Annotated in this window: 12 protein-coding genes and 1 pseudogene; 6 read left to right on the forward strand and 7 right to left on the reverse strand. The window is 64.5% G+C overall.

All coding sequences use genetic code 11. The features are described 5' to 3' along the window. The first annotated feature begins 26 nt into the window (after nt 1-26). The 6 genes and pseudogenes from XI03_RS12665 (at nt 27) to XI03_RS12690 (ending at nt 6,158) form a co-directional block, all read left to right on the forward strand. On the forward strand, nt 27-1,541 hold the full coding sequence (locus tag XI03_RS12665) for an amidase (RefSeq protein ID WP_271592312.1): 1,515 nt from the start codon (nt 27-29) through the stop codon (nt 1,539-1,541). Nucleotides 1,542-1,577: 36 nt separating this feature from the next. Then, nucleotides 1,578-2,435 (forward strand): branched-chain amino acid ABC transporter permease, encoded by an 858-nt coding sequence (locus tag XI03_RS12670; protein WP_038972796.1) that lies wholly within the window; start codon nt 1,578-1,580, stop codon nt 2,433-2,435. Nucleotides 2,436-2,437: 2 nt separating this feature from the next. Next, a pseudogene (locus XI03_RS12675) lies at nt 2,438-3,654 on the forward strand (substrate-binding protein). Between the two features lie 6 nt (nt 3,655-3,660). After that, nucleotides 3,661-4,749, forward strand: coding sequence for a branched-chain amino acid ABC transporter permease (locus XI03_RS12680; RefSeq protein WP_271592313.1), 1,089 nt, complete (start codon nt 3,661-3,663; stop codon nt 4,747-4,749). Continuing rightward, on the forward strand, nt 4,739-5,470 hold the full coding sequence (locus tag XI03_RS12685; protein WP_028141880.1) for an ABC transporter ATP-binding protein: 732 nt from the start codon (nt 4,739-4,741) through the stop codon (nt 5,468-5,470). The genes XI03_RS12680 and XI03_RS12685 overlap by 11 nt, the downstream gene beginning before the upstream one ends. After that, complete coding sequence (locus XI03_RS12690; protein ID WP_028141879.1) at nt 5,463-6,158, forward strand: branched-chain amino acid ABC transporter ATP-binding protein; 696 nt, start codon at nt 5,463-5,465, stop codon at nt 6,156-6,158. Before XI03_RS12685 ends, XI03_RS12690 begins: the two co-directional genes overlap by 8 nt. Before the next feature lie 154 nt (nt 6,159-6,312). On the opposite strand, the gene XI03_RS12695 is transcribed toward XI03_RS12690, so the two are convergent. From XI03_RS12695 to XI03_RS12725, 7 genes are all read right to left on the reverse strand, one after another. Beyond that, entirely contained in the window at nt 6,313-6,801 is a 489-nt protein-coding gene (locus XI03_RS12695; RefSeq protein ID WP_028141878.1) for a hypothetical protein, read from the reverse strand. Nucleotides 6,802-6,831: 30 nt separating this feature from the next. Beyond that, complete coding sequence (locus tag XI03_RS12700; RefSeq protein WP_271592314.1) at nt 6,832-7,332, reverse strand: hypothetical protein; 501 nt, start codon at nt 7,330-7,332, stop codon at nt 6,832-6,834. Nucleotides 7,333-7,334: 2 nt separating this feature from the next. After that, complete coding sequence (locus XI03_RS12705) at nt 7,335-8,063, reverse strand: hypothetical protein (RefSeq protein ID WP_097669145.1); 729 nt, start codon at nt 8,061-8,063, stop codon at nt 7,335-7,337. Nucleotides 8,064-8,074: 11 nt separating this feature from the next. Then, nucleotides 8,075-9,187, reverse strand: a complete 1,113-nt coding sequence (locus XI03_RS12710) for a tetratricopeptide repeat protein (RefSeq protein WP_271592315.1) — start codon at nt 9,185-9,187, stop codon at nt 8,075-8,077. A gap of 26 nt (nt 9,188-9,213) precedes the next feature. Next, a complete protein-coding gene (locus XI03_RS12715) occupies nt 9,214-9,654 on the reverse strand; it encodes a hypothetical protein (RefSeq protein WP_097669147.1) in 441 nt (146 codons plus the stop codon). Nucleotides 9,655-10,647: 993 nt separating this feature from the next. Continuing rightward, a complete protein-coding gene (locus tag XI03_RS12720; RefSeq protein ID WP_271592316.1) occupies nt 10,648-12,174 on the reverse strand; it encodes a L,D-transpeptidase family protein in 1,527 nt (508 codons plus the stop codon). A 492-nt stretch (nt 12,175-12,666) separates the two neighbouring features. Beyond that, nucleotides 12,667-13,629: an acetyl-CoA carboxylase carboxyltransferase subunit alpha gene (locus tag XI03_RS12725; RefSeq protein ID WP_028141872.1), complete on the reverse strand. Its 963-nt coding sequence runs from the start codon at nt 13,627-13,629 to the stop codon at nt 12,667-12,669. Nucleotides 13,630-13,933: the final 304 nt, after the last annotated feature.

The raw sequence follows: 13,933 nt of genomic DNA on the forward strand, positions 1-13,933 counted from the left end.
ATCAAGAAGCCTCAGAGGAGAGCGCCGTGACAGTTGTCCTTCCCACCCCCGCCCAATTGCGCAGTGTCGCCGAGCAATGCGGCCTTTCGCTCACCGATGACGACGTCGCCTCGTTCCGCGGCCTGATGCAGGGAGCGATCGAGGCCTACAATCTCGTTGCCGCGATGCCGGACGAGGTGCCCGAGGTGAAATATCCGCGCACCCCGGGCTATCGCCCCTCGGCTGAGGAGAACCCCCGCAACGCCTGGTATCGCAAGTCGACCGTGAAGGGCGCCGCGAGCGGCAAGCTCAAGGGCAAGACCGTCGCGCTGAAAGACAACATCATGCTGGCCGGCGTTCCCATGACGAATGGCTCGTCGACGCTGGAAGGCTATGTCCCCGATTTCGACGCCACCATCGTCACGCGCATGCTGGATGCCGGTGCCGAGATCGCCGGCAAGGTGCATTGCGAGCACTTCTGCCTGTCCGGCGGCAGCCACACCGGGTCCTACGGGCCAGTGCACAATCCACACAAGATGGGCTACTCGGCCGGCGGATCGTCGTCGGGCTCGGGCGTCGTGGTCGCGCTCGGCGAGGTCGACATGGCGATCGGCGGCGATCAGGGCGGCTCGATCCGCATGCCGGCCTCGTTCTGCGGCATCTACGGCATGAAGCCGACCTGGGGTCTCGTGCCCTATACCGGCATCATGCCGATCGAGATCTATGTCGACCATACCGGGCCGATGACGGCGACGGTCGCCGACAACGCGCTGCTGCTCGAAGTGCTCGCCGGCGACGACGGCTACGATCCGCGCATCAAGTCGCCAAAGGTCGAGGAGTACACCAAGGCGCTCGGCCAGGGCGTCAAGGGCATGAAGATCGGCATCGTCAAGGAAGGTTTTGAACAGCCGGTTGCAGAAGCCGCCGTGAATGAAAGCGTGCGCGAGGCCGCAAAGCGCTTCAAGGATATCGGCGCCACCGTCGAGACGGTGTCGATCCCGATGCATCTCCTGGGCGGCGCGATCTGGACTCCGATCGGCACCGAAGGCCTGACCCAGACCATGATGTTCGGCGACGGCTACGGCCTCAGCCGCGGCGATCTCTATTCGACGTCGCTGATGGATTTCCATCGCGGCTGGCGCCGGCAGGCCGATTCGCTGTCCGAAACCACGAAATTGTTCATGATGCTCGGCACCTACATCAACAACAATTTCGGTCCACGCTTCTACGGCAAGGCGCTCAACATCTCGCGCCGGCTGACCGCGGCCTACGACAAGGCGTTCGGGGACTACGATCTGCTGCTGATGCCGACCACGCCGATGAAGGCGACCAAGCTGCCGGAGCCCAATGCCAGCCGCGAGGAATACGTCGCCCGCGCCCTCGAGATGATCTCCAACACCGCGCCGTTCGACATCACCCATCATCCCGCGATGTCGCTGCCCTGCGGCATGGTCGATGGCCTGCCGGTCGGGCTGATGCTGGTCGGCCGGATGTTCGAGGAATCCACCATCTACCGCGCCGCGCACGCCTTCGAGCAGATCGGCGACTGGAAGAAGATGTGAGCGGGGCCTCAGTGAAGACGAGCGGAACAGCAAAGCATGGCTAACGCGTTCGTCGCGGCGTTCGAGATCCTGAGCTTCGGTGCGATCATCGTCCTGATCGTGCTAGGGCTCGGGATCATCGCCAGCATGATGGGCATCTTCAACTTCGCGCAGGGCGAGTTCGTCCTGCTCGGGGCCTACATCACCTATCTCGCCTACGCCAAGGGCCTGCCGATCTGGGCCGGCATGGTCGCGGCGCCCTTCGTCGTCGGCGCGCTCGGCTTCGTGCTGGAGGCGTTGATCATCCGGAGATTCTACGCCGCGCCGATCGTGGCGATGCTCGGCACCTATGCGCTCGGTCTGATCATCCGCGAATCCGTGCGCGGCCTGATCGGCGGCTTCTATCTCACCGTGCCCGAGCCGATCGGCGGCTCGATCGACATCGGCGCCATGCACATCTCGGCCTGGCGCTTCACCATCATCATCATCACGCTTCTGGTGATGGCCGGCTGCTATCTGCTGCTGTCGCGCACCAACTTTGGTCTGCGCATGCGCGCCACGCTCGAGAATCCATCGCTGGCGCGGGCCTCGGGCATTTCCACGCCCCTGATGTACGGCGCCACCTTCGCGTTCGGCTCCGCGCTCGCCGGCCTTGCCGGTGCGCTGATCGTCCCGGTGTTCAGCCTCTACGCCGATCTCGGCCTGCGCTTCCTGATCCAGGGGTTCGTCGCGGTCATGGTCGGCGGCGTCGGCTCCTTCATCGGGCCGGTCGCGGGCGCCGGTGTCATCGGCACGCTCAGCGCCGCGCTGCCCTGGGTAATGGCGCCCGTCGTCGCCGACGTGCTCGTCTTCGTCCTTGCCATTGTCTTCATCAAATTCCGCCCGCAGGGCCTCATCGCTGGAAAAGGGGTTTAGTCATGTTCGATCGCACGCAGCTCTCACGTCGCCGCTTCCTCTCCAATTTCGCCTTTGCCTCCGGCGCGGTCGCAACCGGGGTCGGCAGCTGGGTGATTCCGGCGCCCTGGGCCAATGCCGCAGAGGCTCCGATCAAGGTCGGCATCGCGACCGACCTCACCGGCCCGATCGCCTATGCCGGCAATGCCGACGCCAACGTCGCCAAAATGGTGATCAAGGAGATCAATGCCGCCGGCGGTCTGCTCGGCCGTCCGGTCGAGCTCTACATCGAGGACACCGCCTCCAACGAATCCGTCGCCGTCGGCAATGTGCGCAAGCTGATCCAGCGCGATAAGGTCGACATGGTCTTGGGCGGCATCACCTCCTCAATGCGCAACGCGATCAAGGATCCCATCGTGGCGCGCGGCAAGACGCTCTACATCTATCCGCAGCTCTACGAGGGCAAGGAGTGCACGCCCTATCTGTTCTGCACCGGGCCGACGCCGGCGCAGCAATGCGACGAGTTCATCCCTGGCTGATTAAGAACGGCGGCAAGAAGTTCGCGCTGCCGAGCGCCAACTACGTCTGGCCGCACACGCTCAACGTCTATGCCCGCAAGGTGATCGAGGCGAATGGCGGCGAGGTCGTGTTCGAGGAATACTACCCGCTCGACCAGGTCGATTTCTCCGCGACCGTCAACCGCATCATCTCCAACAAGGTCGACGTCGTCTTCAACACCGTCATCCCGCCGGGCGTCGGCCCGTTCTTCAAGCAGCTCTATGAAGCGGGCTTCCTCAAGAACGGCGGACGGCTCGCCTGCGTCTACTATGACGAGAACACGCTCAACATCAATCAGGCCGCGGAGATCGAGGGACTCGCCAGCTGCCTCGACTATTTCAAGGTGTTGACCAAGGAGAACCCGTTCGACGCCAAAATCCAGGCGGCCTACGAGAAGGATTTTCCCGGCAACTTCCTGTTCGCCGCCGGCAGTGCGGCGACCGGCACCTATCGCGGCCTGAAGCTGTGGGAGGCCGCGGTGAAGGAAGCCGGCAAGATCGATCGTGAGTCGGTCGCCGCGGCGCTCGACCATGCCAAGATCGCCGAAGGTCCGGGCGGGCCTGCCGAGATGGTGCCGGGCAAGCGGCACTGCAAGATGAAGATGTACACCGCGGTCGCCAAGGGCGGAAACTACGAGATCGTCGGGCGCAGCAACGGCCTCGTCGATCCCAAGGAATGCTGAAGTGGAATGCTGAAGTCGATGGGCGCAGTGAAACAGGCGATCCCCGCCGAGATCGGCGGGGAGGCGGACGTCGCCATGGATAGCGGTCGGACGGCGAAGCGAGCGTCGGCGCGGAAAGTGCTGCCGATCGTCGAGGGCGTCGTGCTGGTCGCGGCGCTGCTCGCGCCGCTGCTGCTGCAGGACTATCTCACAGTGTTCGCGACGCGCGTGATCATTCTCGCGCTGTTCGCGCTGTCGTTCGATCTGGTCTGGGGCTATGCCGGCATCATGAGCTTCGGCCAGGCCCTGTTCTTCGGCTCGGCCGGCTATGGCGTGGCGCTGCTCGCGCGCGACCTCGACATCACCAACATCTTCCTGGTGCTGCCGGCGGGCACCATCATCGGCCTCACCTTCGCGCTGCTGCTTGGCGGCTTCCTGCTGCTCGGGCGGCATCCCTCCAGCGTGATCTTCGTCTCGCTCGGCACGCTGACGGGCTCCTACGCCGCCGATCGGCTGGCGCGCGGCTGGTACTATCTCGGCGGCCAGAACGGCATCCCCTCGATCGCGCCGATGTCGCTCGGGACTTACGAGTTCACGGAAGGACCGGCGTTCTATTATCTCGTGCTCGGCATCCTCGTCGTGGTCTACCTGCTCTGCCGTTTCCTGGTGCGTTCGCAGTTCGGCCTCGCGCTCGCCGGCCTGCGCGAGAACGAGCAGCGCATCGCTTTCTTCGGCTACAAGGCGCAGCACCTCAAGGCGATCATCTTCACCATCGGCGGCGGCGTTGCCGGGCTTGCCGGCAGCCTCTACGCCTTCCACGAGGGTTTCGTCTGGCCCAACATGGTCGGCGTCGTCGTCTCGACCCAGGTCGTGCTCTACGTGCTGTTCGGCGGCTCCGGCACGCTGATCGGCGCCGTCATTGGGGCCGTCATCGTCGAGGGCGTCAGCTTCTGGCTCTCGGACAATTATCGCGATATCTGGCCGATCATTCTGGGCTTGCTGCTGCTGCTCGTCATCCTGTTCCGGCCGCTGGGCCTGATCAGCTTCGTGCTCGGGGAACGCGAGCGGGTCGGCAGCTTCGGTGCTGCCGCTAAGGAGCATCGCGATGCTCCTTGAGGCCGCCGGCATCACGAAAATCTTCGGCAAGCTCACCGCGCTCGACGGTGCCGCGCTCAGCGTCGGCGCCAACGAATTCCACGGCCTGATCGGTCCGAACGGCTCCGGCAAGAGCACGCTGATGAAGTGCATCGCCGGCGCCGAGGTGCCGACGCAGGGCAAGGTGTCGTTCGTCAACACCGACATCACCGCGTTCACGCCGACCGAGCGCGCCCGCGCCGGCATGAGCCTGAAATTCCAGATCACCAGCGTGCTGCCGTCGCTGACGCTGTACGACAACATCCTGCTCGCGCTGCAGGCGCAGTCCTCGCTGGTCGACCTCGTGTTCTCGCGCACGAGAGCCGCGCTGCACGATCAGGTCATGACCATGCTGACGCAGTTCCGTCTCGCGAATCGCGCCTTCGAGGCCGCAGCGGCGCTGTCGCACGGCCAGCAGCAATGGCTGGAGATCGCGATGGCGCTTGCCGGCAAGCCGAAATTGCTGCTGCTCGACGAGCCGACCGGCGGCATGAGCCTGGAGGAGCGCCGCGTCACCGGCGAACTGCTTCAGCCGATCAAGCAGCATTGCTCGCTCGTCATCGTCGAACACGACCTCGATTTCATCCGCGACATCTGCGATCGCCTCACCGTGCTCGACCAGGGCAAGGTGCTGGCGTCCGGTACCGTGTCCGAGATCCAGGCCAACAAAGCCGTCCAGGAGATTTATCTGCGCCGTGCCTGAATTTTTGGACATCAGACATCTCGATGCCGGCTATGGCCGCAGCCAGGTGCTGTTCGACGTCACCCTCGGCATTCCCTGGCGCGGCGGCGTCGCCGTGCTCGGGCGCAACGGCGCCGGCAAGACCACGCTGATGAAGACCATCGTCGGCGAATTGCCGGCCTGGAAGGGCGAGGTCGCCTTCGACGGCCGCGACATCAGTCGCCGCGCCACCCAGGAGCGGGTGCGCGCCGGCATCGGCTACGTGCCGCAGGAGCATTCGGTGTTCGCGCGCCTGTCGGTGCGCGACAATCTCGCCGTCGGCTCGCTCGCGAGCAAGAAGGCAGACGCAGTCGACCAGGTGCTGACCATCTTCCCGAAGCTCGGCCAGCGCCTTGACCAGCCCGCCGGCACGCTGTCCGGCGGCGAGCGCAAGATGCTCGCGATCGGCCGCGCCATGCTCGGCGATCCAAAACTGCTGCTGCTGGACGAGCCGACCGAAGGCGTCTGGATCGGCGTCATCGAGGAGATCACCGAACGCCTGATCGAGCTCGCCAAGAGCATCGCCGTCATCATCGTCGAGCAGCACCTCGACCTCGCGCTGCGCGTCGCCGACTACGCCTACGTGCTCGACCGCGGCCGCGTCGCGCTGCAGGGAGAGGCGGGCGAGGTGCGGGGCAATCCGGAGCTGATGCGGTATCTGGCGCCGTAGCTCGAGCTGCCGTAGCCCCCATGAGCGAAGCGACATGCGGGGGCATTCGCAGCATCCCCGGATATCGCTTCGCTCATCCGGTCTACGTGCCGCTGGTCCGGTCATCGTGCGGCGAGCCTCGAGGAATGGACGGCCGAAGAGCAAAGGTCCGGAGTCATCTGTTTGTGTTCTGAAGAGCCGCAATCCGTTTTTGCACCGCCGCCACCAACTCAGGAAAAGGCAGGCATGAATTCGGGTAGGGAGTCATCGAGCCCGACGTCTTGTCTTCATGCTCCCCGATGAGCTCCTTGAGCTGGTTGATATCGGTGGACTTGCGCCGATCCAAGCAGGCTGACGCTTTTATCGCGCGTTTGACGATCTCGATGTCGTCAGTCAGGCGAAGGATCTGATATTTGACGATCGACCGCTGGAATATCTCGATTGCCTTCTTGTAGTCTCCGGCTTCGTACACCTCGTTGCCTTCTCTCCATATGGCGGCTCCGTCATCGTGAATCTGCTTTTTCTTCGCGGGGTCGGTCACGGGTGCGTAATTCTTCGGCTCCCAGTAATCGCCCGCCCGAGCGGCCGAGACGATCGAAATCGCGGCGAGAAAGAGGGCGCTGACCGAAACCGAAAGGCGGGTCGCGCGAGAGTGCCCAATCACGGAAAGTTCCTTCTTGAAGGCGATTGTGGTCTAGCCGCCGCACCTTTCGATGGCGGCCCGCCAGCCGGCCGCATCGATCCTGGGAAGTTGGTAGCTCGTCGTCCTGCTCGAAATCGTCAGCGGCGACGCTCTCTCCATCAGGCCGAGCAGGCGCGCCTGGGCCCGCTTCCAGCGCTTGCCGAACAGCTCGGGGTCCTGCCTCGAGTAGCCCAGATCCCATTGGACAAAATTGGTCGCGTCGTCGTCTGCCGAAATCTCCTCGAATTCGCCAGCGAGCTTGATCGACTTGCGGCCGTTTCCGATCGTGATCGTTGCCTTTCCGGCGCGGCCGGCCTCGCCGGGATATCTTGCATGCAGGCCCAGAGCGCGTCCGCAGCCCAGCATGAACGTCACCTTGCCCTGATCCCTGTAGCTCAGCGAGGGAAGATCGCGATTGTCGAATTCCAGCTTCCAGCTTCCCGCAGCGAGAGAAGGAGCCGTCAGGAGAGCCAAGGCAGGTGCAACGGCAAAGGCAAGGACGGCGGCCTTCATGGTCACGTCCTTCGCGGGTTCGGAACGATCTTGATGTGCCGTGCGATGGCTTTGAGCAGCTCCGGGTCCTCGACCGCGACCGGCGGCGGCGGCTTGCCCTCGAGCGCCTGGCCGATCGTATGTCGCTGGTCATCCCTGGCCGCGATCTTGTCGCGATGGAAGGCAACGATCTCGGCAAAGGGATAGTCCAGCTCTTCGGCCGTCAATTCGGCGGTCAGCGCCTCGGCGGCTTCCCAGCTCGATGCCCGTCGCAGCACGTCTAGCAGCAGCAGGCGGGTATCGATCGAGGTGATCCGGGGCCCCTCGAGATGACCGGCGGCTCTGAGGCGGAGTGCAGCCGCGTCGGACGGCCGGTTGCTGTCGTCGGCCACCCATGCCGCCGACAGCGTGCTCAGGAACGCCGATCTGCGTTCTCCGTCATAGGCGTGCTGCGCGGCGCGCACCAGGAAGCGGCGCGATACCGGGTCGGGCGCAGGGTCGAGCGAGGCGGCGCGGAATTCGGCGGTATCGAGGAAGCTCCGCGCCTTCGCGTCGCCCTTGTCGATGCTCGGGGCGACGTAGCCGCAATAGGGGCATTCCTGCAGCCAGCTTGCGATGGTCCAGCGGTACATTTTCGGCGGCCGCTGGTCGAGGTCGCGAGAGCCGAACGAGTTCGAGCTCATCAGCACGGAATGCTCGGAGGTCTTGCCGCAGCAATGGCATTGCAGCTTCCAGGTGTCGTAATCTGTCATCCGAGGTCCACCTACGCGCCCCATCGCTTTCGCAGATTGTCGCGAAACGTCTCCGACGCCTGGACCAGCGTCTCGAGCACGCCTTTCTGACTGCCGCCGTAGAGCACCTTCCGGTTGCCCGCCATGTCCAGGATGCTGCGACGAAAGATCGGCTTGCCGGCATCGAGGAAAGTCCGCAGCACCGCGAAGGCCCGCTCCAGGACCGGCTCGGCATCTTCCACCCGTTCGCGCGCATAACCCGTGGCGAACTCCGCCAGGATCCAGAGCAGGGCCGCAGCGTCGTCTCCATAAGTCCGCTCGCAGATCTCCAGCAGCCGCTTCAGCAAAGGCTCGGCCTTCCAGAACTCTCCACAGTCGAGATAGGCCGATATCATGGCTTCGAGAGCCTTCTGAACCTCCAGGCTGTCCGGTCCAAATCGTTCCTCGATGATGTCGAGACCGGACGCGAAGGCGGTCACGGCCTTGCGCAGACTCTCGAATTTGGCCCCGTGTCGCTGCAGTTTGCAGGAATTGGCATGGACGATGGCGGAGGTGAGCAGCGTCCGGGCCGCTTCCTCGCTTCTCTTCCCGAATATCTTCTCTTTCAGATGCAGGCTGCGCTGCAGATTCGTCTCGGCGTCCGCCCATTTCGCCAGGCGCGCGCCGATCTCGGCGAGCGTGTCGACGGCGGCTGCCACTTCGACGCTGACGGCGCCGTGGACCTTCTCCAGGATCGAGATGCTTCGCTCCAGAAAAGCCCTGGCGCGGGAATAATCCCCGGCGGAGGCCCATTTCCGGGCGATGGCTTCGCATTCCTCGGCGGCCTGCCAACTGTGCTCGCCGGAGAGCCTGGTCCTGATAGCCAGCCGCCGCAGCTGAAACGGCTCGACCAATTTGAAGTCGACGCGGCCTGCATGGCCGATCCATTCATCGAGGTCGCCCAGGACGGACTGCGGCCCATGCAGGCTCTCCTGGATCGAGATGCAGCGGTCGAGAAAGGGGATGGCCTCGACCGGGTCCTCGCTACGACAGATCAGCTTGATCAGCGTGCGCAGGGCTGTGACGACCTCGTCGCTGATCGGACCGTGGCGCTTTTCCAGCCCGGCGATGTGTCGAAGGTGGTTCTCTGCGTAGAAGGATGCCATGGACCGCTCTGTTCAACCTCCGCTGCTCAAAGCCGCATCCTGGCCAGTTTTTCGCCGCGAGTCCGGTTCGGTCGTGAGCCGAATGCCTTGCGGCACAGCGGCCCGAAGGCTTCGATGGATGCGAGGGCACCGGCGCCGACATCCGCGGGCCTGGCCTCGAAGGTTTTGACCCGCCCGTTCTGCCCAACGATGGCGGTCACATCGCAGAAGAAATCCCCGCGCCGCTCGCCTTGGTCGGCTGCCTCGAAGGTGGCCGTCGTCTTCATTCGCCAGTGATAGGCGCGGTCCTGGTCCTTGCGGCCGAAAGGGACGATCTGATCGGGGTGGCCGTATTTCTGCATCAGCTCGACGACGGCGGTGCCCCTGAAATCGTCGCGTGGTCCCGCCAGCGCGTGCTGGTCCGGAATTGCGACCGCCGACAGAACGAAAAGAAAAATCACCGTACGAAGGAAAGTGCGTTGCAGCATGCTTTTGGCTCTATCGGAGACAGTCGAAAGATATCTGATTACGTCCTGACAACGCGGTTTGCACGCGTAACTTTCGGCCGAGCGAGAGCCGCGGCGAACGATGCGGGAGTCCGCTCGCGAAATTGCCGGATAGCGCTTCCCGGCTTCGCTCTCCGAGCTAAGGCTGACACCTCGCTAATCCGCGCTCACCCGGGTTCTTCCAGCGTCAAACAGCCGACATGACATCGCGATCCCGCGGCGCTTTTCGCCCGGGTTTTGCTTCGCTTCTGGCGCCCTTCGGAATCGGAAGGGCGCAGGGAAGGCCGGGTACCGGCTGGCACCCGAGGGCCCCTGTGCAATGATGCGTAGATAGACGCTCACAGGGGAAACACAGGTGCAGCCCGATAACCGGCCTTCCCTGCGCAGTGGTTTGACGGCTTATGTCGCGCTCTCCCCGGGGAGCGATGCACTCTTGCCCCCGTCGCCTCGCGAGATCGCTGATGTGCGCTACCCGGTCGGGCACGCACACCACCGCGGAGACTTGACGCCAGCCTGCGGGCGCCAGGACCACACGATTTTGCCGTACGCAGCCAGCGTTGTCGTACCGCGCCCGCTGATCGCTCACGGGGACTACCCGCCCTGCGACCGCACCTGGCGCCAACACCGCCCGCGTCCACCGCAACTCATCCCACGAACCGTGACGATCGCGACCCGCCCCTTCCGGCAGGATGAGATGGCGAGGGAGTATAGGGTGTGTCGCGGTTCGGGTAAAGAGAATTAATTTAATCCGAAGAGGCGATTGAATGGATCGTCATTTGGACTGCGCATCCTGCCAACACCGTCATCCTGAGGTGCGAGTGGCGCGATGCGCAGCATCGCGCCGGGAGCCTCGAAGGATGTACGGGCGAGCTGCCAGCCGGGCCGTCCCCCTTCGAGGGCCGCTGAAGAAGCGGCCACCTTCAGGGTGACGGGGAGGCATGGTCGATCGCGAGAACAGGTGCGCGGTGTGCCCGCTTACTTCATCGCCCCAAAGCGGCTGTCGAACGAGTTCGACGAGATCACCGGCGCGGCGCCCATGATCTGCGTCGCTTCACTCGCACCATCCGCCACCGACGGCTTCAGCGCCGGGCGCGTTGCGGCGAGGCGGGTGTCGGGCTGCTTTGCCGGTTCGGCGGGCTTGGCGGCCACGGTCGCAGCCGGCTTCGGCGCGTCCTTCGCCGCTTCCTTTGTCGCGTCCTTGGACTTGTCATGCCCCGGCACGAACCGGGTCACTGCGGCCTTGAGCCGCGACGCCGCGGTCGGCGGCGTCGTGGTCGTGGTGGCCGGGGCCACGGATGCCGTGGCTTGCGGCGGCGGGGTGGTCGCGGTGGTGTCGGATGAGCCCATGCCCATCTTGCGGCCGAGGTTGGAGAAGAAGCCACCGGACTTCTCGGCAGGCTGAGCCGACGCGACGCGGGCACCGGTCGCGGGGGCGCTGACGGCGACGACGGGCTCTTCCTGCGGCGCAGGCGCGGACGCCACGCTGTCGAGGTTCGGCTTGGGCGGATTGACGTGGCCGGGGATCGTGCCCGGCGCCTTCGCCATCGCCAGCATCTGCAGCGTGGTGCCTTCGGCGCCCTCGGACAGGCCGGTCGAGCCTTCCGGGATCTTCGCCGCAAAGATCTTGTTCATGCCGCCGTCGATGCCGGTGTTCATGCGCGCCACCGGCGTGCCCTTGGCGACTAGCCTCGCGTATTCCGCCTCGTCCTTGGCTTGTTTGCCCCGCACGGCGGCGACGACGTCCTCGGGAATCACATAGGCCGGGCACTTTGCCGCGGCGTCGAACACCGGATCGCGCTTTGCGTCCGCGGGCTTCGCCGCGTCGAAGACGTACTTCTTCTCGCAGAAATCGACCTTCGGCTCCTGCCGCGTCACCTCGAAATGATCATAGCCTTCCTTGATCATCTTCCAGAACGGCATGTTCGGATTGTTCCGGTGCTTGGCCATGTTCACCGGCGTCATCTTGAACGGATAGGCCTGCAGCTGGAACGCCTTCTGGCCGCCGAAGAAGGATTCGCGGCCGAGCGAATAGATCTCCGCGATCTGCTCGTCCGTCATCGCGTAACAGCCGCGCGAGGAGCAGTCGCCGTGCACCATCAGCTGCGAGCCGGTGCGGCCCAGCGCCTTGTCGAACGCGTTCGGATAGCCGGTGTTGAACGAGAGGTAATAGGCCGACTGCGGATTCATCTGGCTCGGGTTGATCGAATAAAATCCCTCCGGCGCCTGGCGGTCGCCTTCGCGCACCTTCGGTCCGAGGTCGCCGGACCAGCGGCAGATCGGATAGGTCTTGAGCAGCGCGAACTGGCCGTTGCGGGCCTGCTTCCAGACCTCGAGCTCGGCCTCCTGCTTGAACAGGCGCACCAGGATCGGCGATTGCAGATCCATGTCCTTCTCGACCATCGCGGCGAGAAGCTTTGGCGGCACCGGCTGGTTGGCCTTGGCGTTGGTCGCGAGCGAGACCTGGTCGGTATCGCAGCCGGCCAGCAGGACGCTGGCCGTCATCAGCGCGACCGAAGCCAAAAGCGCGCGAGCAAGCGAACGAGAAATCAAGATGGACCCCACACCGTGCCGGGCAGAAAGCGCGAACCCCAATTCTGATGGAGCATGATCCGACCGGAGAACCGGACCCGTCGTGACGGGCTTTTTCAGCTCACGCCCCAGCGCTTATGCCCTGAAGCCATTGATTAAAATTCTAACCTCTGGGTCATGTGGTCGCAACCCGAGCGGGGATCACGAGCCCGTTGGCCCATCGGCATGGTCAACGAAGACTGAATGGACGCGACTTTGGACCTTACTTGGGCCATTCGGCCCATCTGGGACTGAGATCGCTGATTTGGGCAAAAAAAGGGTTAATGCGGGGTTACCGGGGGCGGCCCGACAGGTCTCGTAGGGTGGGCAAAGCGCAGCGTGCCCAGGTTCTGCCCCATTGATGCGAAGACGTGGGCACGGCGCTTCGCGCCTTTGCCCACCCTACGGCACCGGAATCGGGACGAATCAGCTCAGTTTCCGGCCGATATCGAGGAATTTCTGCCGGCGCTGCTTGCGGATGGCGTCGCCGTCGAGGCCCCGGAGCTCGTCGAAGGCCTTGGCGATGGCGTCCCCGGTGGTGGCGATCATGGCGGCGGGGTCGCGGTGGGCGCCGCCGACCGGCTCCTTCAAAATGCTGTCGATCACCCCGAAGCGGAGCATGTCCTGGGCGGTGATCTTCATGTTGTTGGCGGCTTCCTGGGCCTTGGTGCCATCGCGCCAGAGGATCGAGGACGCCGCTTCCGGCGAGATCACGCTGTAGATGGCGTGCTCCAGCATCAGCACCTTGTTGGCGGTGGTGATCGCGATGGCGCCGCCCGACATGCCCTCGCCGGTGATGATGGCGACGTTCGGCACGGTCAGCGCCATGCAGGCATCGGTCGAGCGCGCGATCGCTTCGGCCTGGCCCCGCTCCTCGGCGCCGATGCCGGGATAGGCGCCGGCGGAATCGGCGAGCGACAGCACCGGCAGGCCGAACCGCTCGGCCATCTCCATCAGCCGCACGCATTTGCGGTAGCCCTCGGGGCGCGCCATGCCGAAATTGTGCTTGATGCGGCTTTCGGTGGAATCGCCTTTTTCCTGGCCCATCACGCAGATCGCTTCGCCGCGGAAACGGCCGAAGCCGGCGACCAGCGCCTCGTCCTCGCCGAACTTGCGGTCGCCGGCGAGCGGGGTGAATTCGGTGATCAGGCCCTTGATGAAATCGTTGAAATGCGGCCGCTGCGGATGCCGCGCGACCAGCGTCTTCTGCCACGGCGTCAGGTTTTGATAGAGGTCGGCCAGCGCCTGCGCCGCCTTGTCCTCGATCCGCCCGATCTCATCGGAGATGTCGGTGCCGGAGGCCGCCAGCGTCCTGAGCTCGTCGACCTTGGAGTCGAGCTCGGCGACGGGCTTTTCGAAGTCGAGATAGCTGCGCATCTGGTCTTGCATCAACTCAATATAGGGAGAACGGGGCGAGGCGGCGAAGCGGATTCGAACCTACGGAAAGAAGTGTAGCTTCTTCAATGAGTTGACCTGTGTGCTGCGGGCGGGCCCGTCAAATCATGCGAAGGCCCCGGCTCTTTCTGCGGAGATGTGGCCGAAGTCAAGGCGGTTTCGGTCCCTGCTGTCGTCCCCGCGCACGCGGGGACCCATAACCACAGGGAGAAGTTTGGCGAAGACTGGCAGTGAAGCGGCGTTCCCGAGGTACTCACACCACCCTCCGCGGATAGATCACGCGGTATGGGTCCCTGCT

Source organism: Bradyrhizobium sp. CCBAU 65884 (assembly GCF_028128835.1).
In the GTDB taxonomy this organism is placed as follows: Bacteria; Pseudomonadota; Alphaproteobacteria; order Rhizobiales; family Xanthobacteraceae; genus Bradyrhizobium; species Bradyrhizobium ottawaense.